Origin of the sequence: Lacimicrobium alkaliphilum (assembly GCF_002591895.1) — a bacterium.
Taxonomy (GTDB): Bacteria; Pseudomonadota; Gammaproteobacteria; order Enterobacterales; family Alteromonadaceae; genus Lacimicrobium; species Lacimicrobium alkaliphilum.
Genome location: NZ_NISX01000016.1, coordinates 83,111 through 99,207, shown reverse-complemented (window position 1 = coordinate 99,207; position 16,097 = coordinate 83,111). Strand labels below are relative to the sequence as shown.

Genomic DNA, 16,097 nt, shown 5'->3' with positions numbered 1-16,097 from the left:
TATTAACGAACGGTTAACGTATCTCTGCAGGGCCGTATTTGTCCATATCATCATAATCCAGGTTTTCTCCCGCCATGCCCCAGATAAAGGTATAGTTGGCGGTACCGGCACCACTATGGATGGACCAGGAAGGAGAAACCACAGCTTGTTTGTTGGCCATCCAGATATGGCGGGTTTCTTTGGGCTCCCCCATAAAGTGGCAGACCGCCTGATCTTCCGGGACATCAATATACAGATAGGTCTCCATGCGGCGATCATGCTGATGCACGGGCATGGTATTCCAGATACTGCCCGGCTGCAGGCATGTCATCCCCATCTGCAGTTGGCAGGTTTCCACCACACCATTGATAATCATCTGATTAATAACCCGCTCATTACACGTCTCTTTCGAGCCCAGTTCCAACACCTTAGCCTGATCACGGCCAACCTTTTTTACCGGATACTGCGCATGGGCCGGAGCAGAGTTCAGATAAAACTGTGCAGGATGGGTTTCATCGGCGCTCTCAAACGACACTTTTTCGTTACCCGCACCGACATAGAGTGCTTCTTTGTGCCCGATTTCATATATCTGACCATCCACTGTTACACGGCCCGCACCACCGACATTGATCATACCCAGTTCCCTGCGGGCAAGAAAATAGGGGGCTTTCAGGGGGTCAATACTCTCCAGCTCTAACACCCCTTTTACCGGTACCGCCGCGCCGACGATAAAGCGGTCATAATGGGTGTAAACCAGTTTAATTCTGTCTTCAACAAACAACTCGGAGAGCAGAAAGTTCTCACGAATCTGCTCTGTACCAAAGCTCTTAAACTCATTATGCCCGACCGCATACATTACTTCATAATCTACCATGATGATGGTCTCCTGATTGATTCTAGCGTGCCAGCCAGCCGCCATCGACAGCTAATACATGGCCATTGATATAGTCACTACCCCGGGAGGCTAAAAATACGGCCGCACCGCTTAGCTGCTCCGGTTCCCCCCAGCGCCCGGCCGGGATGCGCTTTTCAATTTCCTTATTACGCTCCTGATCAGCCTGCAAGGCGGCTGTATTGTCAGTGCGGAAATACCCCGGAGCAATCGCATTCACCTGCACATTGGCACTCGCCCATTCGTTCGCCAGCGCCTTTGTCAGGCCTACAATGGCGTGCTTGCTGGCTGCATAGGCAGGCACCGTAATACCACCGGTATAAGACAGCATGGAGGCAATATTAATAATCTTGCCCTGGCCGCGTTCGACCATTCTTTTACCGATAATCTGACTCAGCAGAAAAGGCGCATCGATATTCACATCCATCACCTGTTTCCAGTCTTCAAAGGGATAGTCCACTGCCGGGCTGCGTGCGATGGTGCCGCCATTATTGATAAGCACATCGACCTGACCGGTTATACCCAAAGCCTTCTCAGCCATTGCGCAGACCTGTTCAGGCTGACTTAAATCAGCCACTAATTCATGGCTCTGGCCATTGATTTCAGTGATTGCGCCTCGGGTTGCATTGCAACCGCCTTGTTTAGAGCTGGAGCAAATCACTATTGCGCCTGCTTTGGCCAGACCAATTGCCATGGCCTGCCCCAATCCACGGCTGGCCCCGGTGACCAGCGCCGTCTTACCTGCTAAAGAAAATGTATTCTCTATCTGGCTCATCATGCTTAAGCCTCATTACCTGTTAGTCTAATATGACTTATGTTGTATGTCTTCATACAACATAACATCTGTTAAATTTGTGTCAAGAACCTATTACCGATTTATACTGACATCACGTCTAAGGATTTCACCTGTAATCCGTTGCCCGCTTGCGCCATGTAGATATCAGCCTGTAAACCAAACTGTTCCGGATAGGCTCGCCCGATGCGCTGACAAAGCTCATCCACTCGCTGATGCGGGCACAAACAGACGATTGCGCCTCCAAAGCCGCCGCCGGTCATACGCGCGGCACCGGTATTGCCAAGCAGATCGTCACAAATAGACACTAAGCCGTCTGTTGCAGGCACTGTCACTTCAAAATCCTGACGTAAAGATTGATGAGACGCTCGCATCAATTCACTCATTTGCTGAATATCGCCATCTTTGAGAGCACTATGGAAATCAATCACTCGATGATTTTCACTGATCACATGCCTGGCCCGGGCAAACTGGTTATCTGTCAATGACGACCTGTACTGTTGCAGTATGGACAAAGTGGCATCTCGCAGTGAATTCAGTCCGATAATGCGTGCTGCTTCTTCACAATCCTGACGCCTTTGGTTGTAAGCACTATCCACCAGCTTACGGGGGACATTGGAATTGATAACCAACAAGGCAAGCTGTTCTGGGAGGGGCGCGAAACCGGTACTGAGATCCGCACAATCGATGAGAATCGCCTGACCTGCTCTGCCTGTTGCCGACACCAACTGATCCATAATCCCGCATTGGCAATCCATAAAGTCATTTTCAGCCTGCTGGCTGATCAGCGCCAGCTGTTCTGGCGTGAGCCCACATGACAACGCCTCATTGATCGCCCCGGCAAGCGCAACTTCTAACGCGGCCGACGACGACAATCCTGCTCCCTGGGGCACGTTGCTGGCGATGGCCAAATCCATCCCACGTAAGGCATATCCTTTACGCTGAAAGATGGCAAACACCGCCCGCACATAATTGCCCCACTGGCAACCTCCTGACGAAAGCACCTCGTCAACGCGAAACTGATCTGATTCATCAGGGTAATTGTGTGAAACAACACGAACCTCATCGTCGGCTCTGAGCCTGTACGCCACATAGGTGCGAAATTGCAGCGCTACCGGATAAACAAAGCCACCATTAAAGTCGGTAAATTCACCGATGAGATTGACGCGCCCCGGGGCACTGGTGATGCACTGAGCAGAACAGTGATAATGATTAAAAAACGTTTTTTCTACGCCGGCTTCATTCATCATGCTTTTCCTTATAATGGGTCAGAGAAACCTGACGGAGTAACTCTGCGGCCTTCTCCGCACTCAGATCGCGCTGACTCTCAGCCAGCATTTCATACCCCACCATGTGCTTTTTAATGGTGGCCGAACGTAATAGCGGAGGATAAAAATGTGCATGCAATCGCCAGTGACGATTGTCCTGACCGGTCGCAGGCGCGTTGTGCCACCCCATAGAATAGGGAAAACGACAACGGAAAAGGTTGTCATAGCGCGTGGTGATATTTTTCAGAATCGCTGCCAGGTCACGCTCTTGTACCTGATTGAGCTGGGTAAAGTCGGCGACTTCAGCACGGGCCACCAGTAATATCTCAAAAGGCCAGGCGGCCCAGAACGGCACAACCGCCAGCCAGTTTTCATTTTGCTCAACAATCCTGCTCTGCTGATCAAGCTCCCGCTCAATGTAGTCGGCTAACAGAGGGCGCCCGTGTTGCAGGTAATATCCGGCCTGATGCACATCCTCCCGCTCAACTTCAGTGGAAAGATGATGATGGGCCCATATCTGCCCGTGCGGATGCGGCTGCGAGCATCCCATCATTTCACCCTTATTCTCGAAAATCTGCACACAGGCATAATCCTGACTCAGCTCCTGATACTGACTCTTCCAGGTGGAAACCACCTGGGTTAACTCATGCAATGTCAGCTCCGGCAGAGTTTTATCGTGCCTTGGAGAGAAACAAACAACCCTGGCGCAGCCTTGTGCTGATTCGGCCTGCATCAAATCGTCTTCTGCGCTGGTGATTTCCTCGGAGTCAGGCAGCAAGGCCGCAAAATCATTGTTAAATACAAAAGTATTGGCGTAGTCCGGGTTCGCCTCGCCATTGGCTCTTTCCACTTTGGGGCAGAGCGGACAGTCCTGCTTAAAAGAGGGTAAATCAGGGTCTGAATGATGTTCTACCGCCCCCTTCCAGGGCCGGTTGTTTCGATGAGGCGACACTAACACCCATTCACCGCTCAGTGGATTTCGCCGCCGGTGAGGAAACTCGAAATTCTTCATAATTACCACCACGTAAGATAAAAGGCCGCCACGAGCACGCACACCGCTACAGCGCTGAGATTGAAACCAGATCCGGTGTGAAAACTGACAGGGTGTGAAACATTGAGATCAGTGTTCTGCGTTTTGTTTCTCAGTGAAACCAGTACACCTGTAATCAGGCAAAGCACAAACACCAGTCCCACTCTGTCCATAAAAGGTAAGGCTGGCCAAACCAGCTTTAACACCAGAGACATCAATGCGGACCCCAGCGCTGCAGCTAGCGCGCCGTTGGCGGTGGCGCGCGGCCAGAACATGCCCAACAAAAACAACACGACAATACCGGGGGTAAAGAAACCCGTGAACTCCTGAATATACTGAAAGGCCTGGTCAAATTGCCCCAGTAACGGCTTCGCTGTCAGCAGCGCCAGGGTTAGTCCGATAAGACTGACAATACGCCCCACCTTCACATAATGATGTTGTGAACAGCCCGGCACCCGGTGCTGATAGATGTCCATGGTAAAAATGGTGGCGATACTGTTGCTCATAGACGCTACCGACGAGACGATGGCGGCCACTAAAGCGGCAAAAACCAGTCCCTTTAAACCCTCCGGCATCAGGGTCATCAGTTGGGGATAGGCCTGATCGGCGCGATCCAGCCCGGGTACCAACAGCACCGCCGCTACGCCAGGCAAAACCACAATCACCGGCATCAGAACTTTTAAAAACGCGGCAAAGACAATACCTTTTTGGCCCTCTTTCAGACTGCGGGCGCCCAGAGCGCGCTGAATAATGTATTGATTGAAGCCCCAGTACGACAGGTTCATTACCCACAGACCGCCAACCAATACCGACAGACCCGGCAAGTCAGCATAGTGAGGGCTGTCCTGGGATAAAATCATGTCAAACTTTGCCGGCACCTGATTGGTCAGCACAGTAAATCCTGTCAGCGCACCCTGCCCGTCGCCAATAAGATTCAGCGCGGTGTAGGTCAGGAACAGGCCTCCGGCCACCAGCAATACCACCTGAATAATGTCAGTCAGCGCTACCGCTTTGAGGCCGCCATAGAGAGAGTAGGCCACGGAAAAAAGCGCCAGGAAGAGCATGGCGGCAACCATATTGATCCCCGTGATGGTATAAATAGCCAGCGAGCCTAACCACAGAATGGCCGTCAAATTAACGAACACATATACACCCAGCCAGAAGATAGCCATCAGGGTTCTGACTCTGTGATCAAAGCGCTGCTCGAGAAACTGGGGCATGGTATAAATGCGCCGTTTCAGGAAAATAGGTAAGAAGTACTTGGCGACGATGATCAGTGTAATTGCTGCCATCCATTCATAAGAGGCGATGGCCAGACCGATCTGGTAACCCGAGCCTGACATGCCTATGATCTGTTCCGCGGAAATGTTGGCGGCAATTAAGGATGCACCAATGGCCCACCACGGCAGAGATTTACCGGCCAGAAAGTAGTCATTAGTATCTTTATCATGCCCTGCTTTTTCCCGTGACACCCACCAGGCAAGGCCAATCAGCCCCATCACGTAGACGCAAAAAACACTGATATCCAGCACCGTTAATTGCATGTTTTGTTGCTCCGTATCATGACAGTTTAGTTAAAAGACATCATCTCATCTGATAACTTAAAACAAGTTAAAAAAATGCCCCACCCAGGTGGGGCAAAGTCAGGGAGATTAACTAGTCCGGTTGAACACTTTTCAGGCTGAAGCTGTACTGGTACTGCTTCTGGCTCAGTGTGTAAGGGGCTAACACCGGTGTCTGCCAGCTGTCCACGCCACCGACTCCCATCTGGCCGAAGTCAATATTCACACTGATCAGCTCCCTGGGCTCCAGCTCGCCGGAATGATAATTCTGGCGAGCCCTTCCGGGATCTAAATCTGCAATACGATAATGCAGAGCACTGAAATCAAAGGTCGGTTGACCCTCGATCGCTATCCCCTGGCCCTGCTTATTAACCAGTTTTGCCCAGCGAACTCCGGTTTTATAACCGCTTTCCTGTGGGCGTATATAGGGATGATATTGTTCAGCCACGGTGCTTTGATACAGACCTATATGGGCGCTGTAATGACGATCCTGATAATTCTCATGGGGGCCACGACCGTAAAACCGGAGTTGGTCAAAATCCTTAAACAATTCCAGATTGAGACCCACTCTGGGGATCATGGGTATCTCGTCCATGCCCAGCGTCAGGGCATAGTCCACCTGAATTTCACCAGCCCGGTTCACGCGGTAATCAATGGCGACCTGCCCTTGAACATCCGGCACATCGAAGCGGGTTTTAAAGCCAATATCGCCATTATCGTAACGCTCGAGAGTGGCGGCATTCAGAGTCTGATGCTCCGAGGCCAGCTTCCATACACGAAGTTTGTTCTGTAAACCGGCACCAAAGTCATTGTCATTGGGCGCACGCCAAAAGTTGATCTGTGGAGCCTGTTTAAGCAGTTCCCGACCCTGAGAACGCCAGCCAGCCAGTTGTCCCTTCAGTTTGGAGAAACGCAACTCAAAATCCTGCCCGACCACTGTCGCAACCCGCTCCGTGTCATAGAGTTTAAGTTCCGGCAAGTCGTTGTCGACTGACTGTGGCTCAGTTTGCTGCCTGACCGGTAGCCTGAACTGTTCTTTTGCCATTTCATACCCCGGCTCAAGCAAGGGTAACTGGCGCTTTGTCGTCACACTCAGGTTTAAGAACCACTCACGGTGATCCTTATCCTCAATGTCATAGTCCAGCTCAAAGGTTTTCGTTTGTTGTGGTCCCAGCTCCAGCTCCCCGATACGGCCGGATTCAATCACCTTGCCATCGGCTTCTACCTGCCACAGCAACTGATAGTCGCTGAGATCCTTAAAGAAGTACTCATTAAACAGCTCAATCTCACCCTCTTCCAAATCCTTAGCAGTAAATTGAATATTCTGATGAACCTTTTTGACCTCATACAATGACGGGTGAGGCTGGCGATCCGGATTCACCAGACCATTGAGCAGGAAGTTGCCGTCGGAGGGTGTTCCCGGCGGGCCATAATCACCACCGTAGGCGAAGAAGGATTGGCCCTTATCATTGGTCTTACGCAACCCCTGATCGACCCAATCCCAGATATAGCCGCCCTGCAACATGGGGTACTGACGAATATAAACCCAGAAGTCGCGGAAATTGCCCACACTGTTACCCATGGCATGGGCATACTCGCTCATGATCATGGGTCGGCCGTCATTGCTCTCGGCAAATGCTTTCAGATCCTCTGGCTTCGGATACTGAGGCACATACATGTCCGTATTCCATTGATTGATGGCACGCTCATACTGGATAGGTCGGGTGGGGTCCCGGGCATCCACCCAGTCATAGGCATGAAAGAAGTTGTAACCGTTGCCGCCTTCATTGCCCAGTGACCAGACGATCACCGAGGGGTGATTCTTGTCCCTTTCCACCATGGCTTCGATTCGAGCCAGGTGGGCTTTTTTCCAGGCAGGGTTGTTACCCAGGCTTTCGCCGCGATCCAGGCCATAGTAAAAGGCATGGGACTCGATATTGGCCTCATCGATGACATAAATACCGTAGCGATCACACAACTCGTAAAAATAGGGATCATTAGGGTAATGGGCCAGGCGCACAGCATTGATGTTGAATTGTTTAAACAGCTGAATGTCCTTAAGCATGCTCTCACGACTGACCACCTGCCCGCTATCCGGGTCGTGCTCATGACGATTGACACCCTTGATCAGCACCGCTTTGCCGTTGACCAGTAACTGCCCGTTCTCCACTTTCACCTCACGAAAGCCCAGATCCCGCTTGACCAGTTGCTGCAGCTGCCCCTGCGCATTGTGTAATCGCAGTTCCAGTTGATAGAGATTCGGCGTTTCAGCGCTCCAGGCAAGCACATCGGCTACTTCGGCATCAAACTCGAAATTCTGTTTACCCTTTGCGGCATCGTAGTTCTGAGATGACTGCCATAGAGCTTTGCCTTGCTGATCCAACAGCCGTGCCTGAAGCTGCCCATTGGCCTTATTTTCACTAAGATTTTGTATGCTTACTGACAAGGCTAACTGGCCATCAGTGTAATTATTGGTCAGCCCCCCTCTGGCAAAGTAGTCCTGTATACGCTGCTGCGGTGTGGCGTACAGGTAAACATCCCGGGTAATGCCCGATAAACGCCAGAAATCCTGATCTTCGAGATAACTGCCATCACTCCAGCGCAGTACCTGTAACGTAATCTGGTTATCGCCCGACTTAAGGTAAGGGGTGATATGAAATTCAGCCGGGGTCTTGCTGCCCTGACTATAACCAACACGCTGGCCATTTACCCAGACATAGAACGCTGACTTAACCGCACCAAAGTGTAAAAACACTTCTTCATTGCGCCAGTCTTCATCCAGCTTAAATCCCCTGCGATACAAACCTACAGGGTTGTCATGCTCCTGAATAAACGGCGGTTTTTTCTCAAAAGGCAAAGGAATATTCAGATAAATGGGAACGCCATAGCCCTCTACTTCCCAGTTGGATGGCACCTCAATACTGTCCCACTGAGAATCGTCATAACCGCTGGCATAGAAGGGCGTACCCTGCTGCTCCAGCGTCGCCGTCAGTGACGGTTTTTCCAGCCATTTAAACTGCCAGCGACCATTCAGACTCTGGTAATTAACGGCCTGTTCGGGCGCTTGTTGTGCATCCGTTTCATTGGCAAAGGGGAAAAAACTGGCGCGCGGTTCGAGCTTATTCAGCTGAATAAGGTTTTGATCCTGCCAGTGGGCCGGATTTGGCCCCTCTCCTGCAAAGGTAGGCGCTGAAGCGATAAGGATACTGGTTAGTGCATATTGAAAAAACTTAATCATGGGCGCGCTTCCCCGCTTTATTTTCTTCCAGCAATTGATACAGCTCGGTACCGGTCAACAGAAACGCGCCTACGGCATAGATCTGCGAGTCGTTTTCATCCACCGAGTCGGGCGAGGCTGCAATCTGTTGTACCCAGCCCAGCTTACCGTCTGGCTGAATCGCTCCGGTCAAGGCCTGCCAGGCCGACAGCGCAACCGGCATATAAGTGTCTTTGTTGAGCACGCCCTGATTGATACCCGAGGCAAAAGCAAAGGCGATAAGCGCCGTGCCACTGGTTTCTTTGTAGGGCTGAGTCTCTGGCGCCAGTACCGAAGGACGCCAGAATCCATCAGGCTGCTGAGCACCGGCCAGCCGTGCCATCAGTTTTTGAAAGATCGCTTCATAACGGGGCCGCTCAGGATAGTCTGTCGGTAATTGTTCCAATATTCTTGCCAGGCCTGCGGCCACCCAACCCACGCCCCGCGCCCAGATGACTTTCTCACCGTTTGGCTCGCGCTTGTCGAAAAAGCGGGTGTCGCGGAAAAACAGGTGATCCTCTTCATCCCAGAGCAAATCTACCGTTTCCCAGAATTCCTGATTGGCAAAGTCGCGATAGCGCTCATCTCCGGTCACATTAGCCAGATGAAACCACACCGGCGGCCCCATAAAGAGCGCATCGGCCCAACACCAGCGATTTTTGCAGGGCGCGTAACTAAAGCCCCGGCCATCAAAGTAATCAGCCATCAATTCGCCGGTAAACTGAGATTTCTGCGTGACGCGCTCGAAACGAAGATCCACTGTAGGCGGAGAATTCAGTATCTGATCAAAAATAACCCGCAATGGCGTGATCATGGCCGGATCCTGGTATTTTTCATACAAATCCAGATACAGCTGGCCGATGGCATAGTCATCAGCATTGTAGATACGGGGAGCAAAAAGATAACGACTGTGTTTGGCGATGCGTTTTAAACGCTGAAGGTGCTCGTCATTCCCTGACTCCTCGGCTAAGCGGGCATAGCGAGCCATACCCACATAAAAAGCGGCATACACCCAGCCCTGAGGATGGCTGTCACCGGAAGTCGGGGACATATGCGCGGACTCATCATAGCCGGTAAACTGATTTGAACTAGCATCGAACTGCTGCCACTGCCAGTCTGAGACTGTCTCCATGGTCTCGATCAGTTTTGCCTGATTTAAATTTGTTGACTGAGCAGGAGAGGAATGACACCCGCCTACCATCAGAAGACTGATGATGCCTGCGGCACCAATTTTACGACATACAAAAAGAAACCCGGATGTGGCATTGCTCATAATAATCCTTAAAACTACTTGTCAGTCTTCATACAACTATATTTAAAAAACACGCCAGTAACAATACCTATACATAATTTATTTGAAGTAATTTAATTAATATACTTTTTATTCAATACCTTACAAGATATAAGTCTTCATACATGTGATATTAAGTTGAATGAATTTTAACCTCATGTTAACAATTAAAGGGCTTCTTAAAAAATGGAAGCTCTTCTATTCTTGCGGAACAATATCGCTGGACGCCCTATTGCTCCCCCAAAAAACAACGGAGCGAAATATGATAAACACAAAATTCGAGCCAGGCGCACGGATATGGCTCAACTTAAAGCCGGTTTTGTTATCTGTGCTGTTTACTTTTGTGCTGATTCACAGCCATCAGTCAGCGGCTCAAAGTAGCGAAATTGCAACACTTAAGGACCGCCTGATACCTGACTTTATCAGTAATGAACAACAGCGGGCAGAAAAGGACAGCACCACTATCAGCGTTCTGGCTTCAGGCTATTACACCAGTCAGCAGTCCAATGGCAGCTGGAGTGATATCGACTATACGGATACTTCACGCTCGGAATGGGCGCCTTCTGAACACCTGGCAAGACTGAGAGCAATGGCCGCCGACTACTACCAGGCGCCAACACCAGCAAAACTGTCTCAGCTGTCAGATGGCATTGATTACTGGTACCAGGTTAATCCGGTCAGCGACAACTGGTGGTGGGGAGATATCGGCAAACAGAAATACCTCGGCCCTATAGGGCTGATACTCGAATCACAACTCCAGCCGTATCAAAAAACCAATATTCTCAGTGATTTCCCGACTGCGCCGTCAATGACAGGTGCGAACCGCACAGACATATCACAATCAGTGATTTATGGAGGCTTGCTGGACAATGACGGCAACAGGGTGCAAGCCGGCATTGACGGCATTGGCGACAGCATTGTGCAGACGACAGGAGAGGGCATCCAGCCAGATAATTCCTATCATCAACACGGGCCTCTGCTGCATAACGGTTCCTACGGGAAAGTGCTGCTCGGCAGCTCTCTTTACTGGGCGTATCAGGTACGCGATTTACAGTGGGCCTACCCTCAGACCAAAGTCGATATTATCACCGACTATTTTCTGGAGGGTGACCGCTGGATGACCCGCCATGGTCGCATGGATTACAGCACAGGGGGGCGTTCTATCTCCCGCCCCGGCCCCGCGGTACTAAGCAATGACACCTTGCTCAAGCGTATCGGCTATACCGAGGCATTGGTACCCTCCCGTGCCGATGAAACTCAGGATTTCCGCGATCATGTTAACGGATCGCCTTCGGGTCTGAATCAGCATAAGCATTACTGGCGCTCCGACTATGGCATCAATGCTCGTCCCGACTACCTGTTTACCGTACACATGAGCTCAAACCGGGTGCGTTCCAGTGAGACCGGTAATGGTGAAAACTTACTCGGTTTCTGGCTTGGCCTGGGCAACACATTTTTGTATCAAAGCGGCCAGGAATATCGGGATATTTTCCCCGTATGGGACTGGACTCAGCTCCCCGGAGTCACAGGCCCTGCTTATGAAGGCCCCAGTCGAACATGGGGCGAATCATCATTACAAAACACAACATTCGTTGGTGGCGTAACTAATGATGACGCGGGGATCAGTGTTATGAAGCTGGATATTCTCGCCACCCGGGCCAATAAAGCCTGGTTCCATTTCGACGATGCCATGGTCGCTTTGGGCAGCGACATTACTTCCTCTCACGCTAATAATGTATTTACCACCGTAGAACAAAATCTGCTTGATGGCAGTGTTACCGTGGATGGCAGCGTGCTCAGCACCGGGGCCCACTCTCTGACCAACGCTGGCTGGATACATCACAACAATATCGGTTACCTGTTCCCCGGCGACTGGTCAGGTGCAGTCAGTTTGCAGTCACAAAGTGGCAGCTGGAAACAGATCAATGACAGCAAGTCTGATACGACTATAAGTAAAGATGTTTTTAAGCTTGCGATTGCTCATGGCAGTCAACCGGTAGCGGATGACTATGCCTATATCATCCTGCCGAACGCCTCACTTAGCGAGACTCAAAGTGCTGCCCAGTCACCAGGTATCGACATTCTGGTAAACAACGAAACCCAGCAAGCGGTTTACCACCAGAACACTCAGACAACGGGCGTCGTCTTTTATCAGCCAGGCAGCCTGACACTGCCGGGCGGTGAAACAATCAGCGTGACCCATTCCAGTGTTGTATTGATTGACCAGAGCCTTGCCACCCCGACAATAATGATCGCGACCCCGGGCAGTGGCGGCATGGATATTAATGTGTGTTGGACCGACACCAGTGGACTGACGCAAAAAACCCCGGTCACCATGCCGGGCAGTGCCGCCGAACTGGGCCGCAGTCAGCCAGTGACATTTGATGGAACTGTCGGAGATTGTGCGGCTACGCCAGCTATCTTGTCGGCTCACGATACTTATACCCGGGATGGCAGTTACGCCGACAGCAACTATGGTGATCGTTCCTATATTGTAATAAAAGACAGCGGTAGTGGTTTTCAGCGCACGGGTTTTTTACAGTGGGATCTGAGTCAACTGGCAAACATACCCGTCCAGTCTGCCAACCTCAAACTGCATGTTCGCAACAGTGACGCTACAACTATTAAGCTCTATGCAAGCGATGACAACTGGGACGAATTGTCACTGACTCACAACACAGCACCGAACAAAGGGGCACTATTGGCACAACCCGGCATAAGCGGTGACGATCAGTGGCTGACACTGGATCTGACCAGCTACATTAATAATGAACTTGCCTCCGACCAGAAAGCGAGTTTTATTATTGAAGGAGGCAGTGCTGAAGCCTATACGGCCATTGACAGTAAAGAGCACCTGAATGCGCCGCGCCTGCGGGTCACGCCAATGGCATTGCTCCCTGGCGATGATGCCATGATTCGGGATGGCAGTTATGCCAATGACAATTACGGAAGCTGGTCATATATGGCGGTAAAACCAAGCAGCAGCGGGTTTAATCGCAAGGCATTACTGCAGTGGGATCTCAGCGACATCAGCACTGATAGTGTCAGTCAGGCCGAGCTTAAACTGCATGTGCGCAATACCGATGCCACCACAACCCTGAATCTGTATAAAACCGGCGATGACTGGGACGAACAAAGCCTGAGCTGGAATACGGCCCCGGCTAGTGGCTGGCTCTTTGCGCAGCCCGCCGTAACCGGTAACAACCAGTGGATAACAGTGGATATTACCGATTTTGTCAATGCTGAGCTGGCAGGCGACAAGCATCTCAGTTTTGTTATCGAGGGCAGCGATAGCGAGATATATACCGCCATTGACAGCAAGGAAGATAACAATCAGCCACAGATTGTGATCAGTCTCTGAACTTACTGTTGGCCATGCCGGCCCCGGCTTGCCCGGGGCTTTTTGTGGCTATGTCAGGTTTAATCACACTGTGTGAGTGTTATTAATCCACGGCATTGACAAGCAATAAAAAAGCCTCCGCATATGGAGGCTTTGTTATTTCTATAACCCGTCCGGGTTTAGTCCTTTAAGGATTTGTCCCGTTGCACGTCACTGTTACCGCCCCACACTTTTTTCGCTGTCCAGTCTTCCGCTGGGCTGGTCCAGAACGAATGTTCAGCCGGTAACCCCAGTGGCAGAAAGCCAAGCGACGCCATATACAGACTACCGGTAGAGATATAAGGTTCAGCCAGCCCAGGTTGTTCGCCTATCACGCCAATTTTCAACCAACCCTCATCGTCATAACTGCTCTCATCCAGTAATCTCTTCATCACTGCTGTCATGGCGGAGCGTACCTGACCTTCACTGAGTTCACCAGGCAGACGCTCCATCAGCGCCATTTGTGCCAAAGTCTGAAACGCACCAAAGCGATAAATCGCAGAACGGCCCACAATAGGATAAGTCCCCTGTGGCGAGATTTGTCTCTCTAAAATAGCGGCATAACGCTGTGAACGTGCCATCACCTTGTCATGGAGGGCATTCAGGCGATGAGTGGTTTTGTGTTTCAGGATCTGGTGTACATCCACCAGCATGGGCTGAATAACATAGGAGTTATAGTAATCCCAGTGGTAGGGTTCACCGTCGGAGTAGACGCCATCGCCCACATACCAGTCTTTATGCTTGTGTAAAGCAAATTCAATCCGTGGCAGGTTGGCCTCGTAACCAAACTTCAGATAAAACGCTTCCAGTGTGGCCGGGAACATCAACCAATTACTGTATGGGGTATCCGTAATTTTGCGGGTCTTTTCAAACGCTGCCAGCACATTGTTCTGCACAGACTCAGGCAACCCATACCAAAGCTGTTGCGGTGCACGAATGAATGCCTGGGCTAAGTAAGCCACGTCGACTAACGGCTGATGGCCATTGTCAAAGTTCAGATAATCGGGTGACGCCGGATTCACACCATTGGCAATAGCCCGGCGTGCGAGATCAATATATTCCGCTCTTAACTGACCTTCTTCAGAATTGTCAGGACCCAGTTCCAGCCAGGGTGCTAACCCAGCCATCAACCGCCCCAGTGACTCCAGCGGTGCATACTGGATACGCCGCCCATACTCTGGCTCAAATTCTCCTTGTTTATCAGGTATTGAGCTATTCAGAGTTTCATTGGCCAGATTACGCAATACCGGATCGGCCAGTACAGTCAAATGATCTACCCATAACTGACGATCAGACGATGCAGCGACTGCCGGAACAGCAACAACGATGCTGAGCATAAGGACCTGAAAAAGTCGTTGGATACCCTTCATAATCTTTCCTTTTTAATCAATCTGTAGTTGTAGTGGTTGATTGAGGCGTATGAGCGTTCGCTCCAGCTCAGCCTTAAACTGCGCCTGATCTGAGATACCATCCGGCCCCTGCTGCCAGTAACCAGCAAAGTAATATTGCAAAGGTTTGGATGATGGCTTCATTACCACAAGGTGATTATGTTGATCTTCGCCAAGGTGCTGAAGATCCTCAGCCCGATAAAAAATTGCCATACCCAGTGCATCATTGATGTAACTCTGAGGACCAAAGGTGGCGACATAATGCCAGCCGTCTTTTTGTTGCGAATTCGATCGCATTAATGTTTGCTGGTGTTTGACAATACCGGTAACCAGAGGGGGAGCCTCGCCCTCAACGGAAACCGTGACTTTAGTCAGGGCAGTGCCGGCAGCAATACTATAGCGAGTGTCGATATCAGCCTCTCCCTCATTGCTGACAAAGCCGCTGTGAGCAACGTGAACTTCACTGTACAGGGGACTATTGTGAGCGATACTTACCTGCATCTTTTCACTATTATCAATGCGTCTCGTCTGACCATCTTCATAGACCGCCACACTACCCAGACCGATAGACGGCCCCGTCTTCAGAACGTCCATCCCCCAGTCTTGCAGCTCATGATAAGACGGCGCGCCTACCTGCCCAACCTGCTCCAGAGTAATTTCAGCACGGCGCTTACCGAAAATATCGAGGATATTGCGCTGATCAAAATAAAGCCGATAGGCCACCTTGTCAGACTCCCAGCCCGGACCTTCATACTTAAATAAACCATCGCCAATTTCATGGGTATCCGGCAGCGTCATGGTTTGAGCTGGCTCAAAGCTGCCACCTGTCATACGACCTTCCTGCCATTGCGCATTCTGGCGCACTCCGAGTTCGGCATAAGTGCGCTTACTCAGCCTGGTCTCTTGCGCAGGCACTAACTGATAACTCACCTCACTCTGAGCGGGCACGGATACACTGAACAACAGAGTATCGGGCTGAGTGTCTTTATCTGTATCCAGCCATTGTCCGGGTATGCTTGTTTGCCCGTTGTCCAGCATCACTTCGCTGTGGATCAGCGCATTTCCTTCCTGGCCCAATGAGGTTAAAGAGACGCTGATCACCTCATCCTGCCGGTCAAAGGAGGAGGGATTGGTAATGCTGACTTTAGGGCCTGTCTCGGCTGAGGGCTTGCATCCCACCAACATCACACTAACTATTAAGACAGCCAAATAACCGGTCTGGCGAATAAATTGCCACGTCATAATTCTTTCTCCTGGGA

At 50.9% G+C, this 16,097-nt stretch carries 10 protein-coding genes; 1 reads left to right on the top strand and 9 read right to left on the bottom strand.

The features are described 5' to 3' along the window. Positions 1–13: 13 nt before the first annotated feature. The 7 genes from kduI to CDA54_RS14920 form a co-directional block, all read right to left on the bottom strand. Entirely contained in the window at positions 14–856 is an 843-nt protein-coding gene (gene kduI, locus CDA54_RS14950; RefSeq protein ID WP_373286080.1) for a 5-dehydro-4-deoxy-D-glucuronate isomerase, read from the bottom strand. A 19-nt stretch (positions 857–875) separates the two neighbouring features. After that, on the bottom strand, positions 876–1,649 hold the full coding sequence (kduD, locus tag CDA54_RS14945; protein ID WP_373286079.1) for a 2-dehydro-3-deoxy-D-gluconate 5-dehydrogenase KduD: 774 nt from the start codon (positions 1,647–1,649) through the stop codon (positions 876–878). 98 nt (positions 1,650–1,747) lie between these two features. Beyond that, complete coding sequence (galK, locus tag CDA54_RS14940; RefSeq protein ID WP_229748088.1) at positions 1,748–2,914, bottom strand: galactokinase; 1,167 nt, start codon at positions 2,912–2,914, stop codon at positions 1,748–1,750. Beyond that, the gene (locus tag CDA54_RS14935) at positions 2,904–3,944 is read right to left on the bottom strand and encodes a UDP-glucose--hexose-1-phosphate uridylyltransferase (RefSeq protein WP_099035836.1); all 1,041 of its coding nucleotides are present in this window, start codon (positions 3,942–3,944) and stop codon (positions 2,904–2,906) included. Before CDA54_RS14935 ends, galK begins: the two co-directional genes overlap by 11 nt. Before the next feature lie 2 nt (positions 3,945–3,946). Further along, entirely contained in the window at positions 3,947–5,506 is a 1,560-nt protein-coding gene (locus tag CDA54_RS14930; RefSeq protein WP_099035835.1) for a sodium/sugar symporter, read from the bottom strand. Between the two features lie 112 nt (positions 5,507–5,618). Continuing rightward, entirely contained in the window at positions 5,619–8,762 is a 3,144-nt protein-coding gene (gene lacZ, locus CDA54_RS14925; RefSeq protein ID WP_099035834.1) for a beta-galactosidase, LacZ type, read from the bottom strand. Beyond that, complete coding sequence (locus CDA54_RS14920; protein WP_099035833.1) at positions 8,755–10,053, bottom strand: glycoside hydrolase family 88/105 protein; 1,299 nt, start codon at positions 10,051–10,053, stop codon at positions 8,755–8,757. Before CDA54_RS14920 ends, lacZ begins: the two co-directional genes overlap by 8 nt. A 280-nt stretch (positions 10,054–10,333) precedes the next feature. On the opposite strand from CDA54_RS14920, the gene CDA54_RS14915 reads away from it, so the two are divergent. After that, positions 10,334–13,432: a polysaccharide lyase family 8 super-sandwich domain-containing protein gene (locus CDA54_RS14915; RefSeq protein ID WP_180237236.1), complete on the top strand. Its 3,099-nt coding sequence runs from the start codon at positions 10,334–10,336 to the stop codon at positions 13,430–13,432. A gap of 158 nt (positions 13,433–13,590) precedes the next feature. Here the strand turns inward: CDA54_RS14915 and CDA54_RS14910 are convergent, their stop codons facing one another. Together CDA54_RS14910 and CDA54_RS14905 are read right to left on the bottom strand one after the other, a co-directional pair. Beyond that, positions 13,591–14,820 carry a DUF2264 domain-containing protein gene (locus CDA54_RS14910; RefSeq protein WP_099035831.1) on the bottom strand — a complete coding sequence of 410 codons (1,230 nt, stop codon included), beginning with the start codon at positions 14,818–14,820 and terminating at the stop codon, positions 13,591–13,593. A gap of 12 nt (positions 14,821–14,832) precedes the next feature. After that, entirely contained in the window at positions 14,833–16,080 is a 1,248-nt protein-coding gene (locus tag CDA54_RS14905) for a DUF4861 family protein (RefSeq protein ID WP_099035830.1), read from the bottom strand. Between the last annotated feature and the right edge of the window lie 17 nt (positions 16,081–16,097).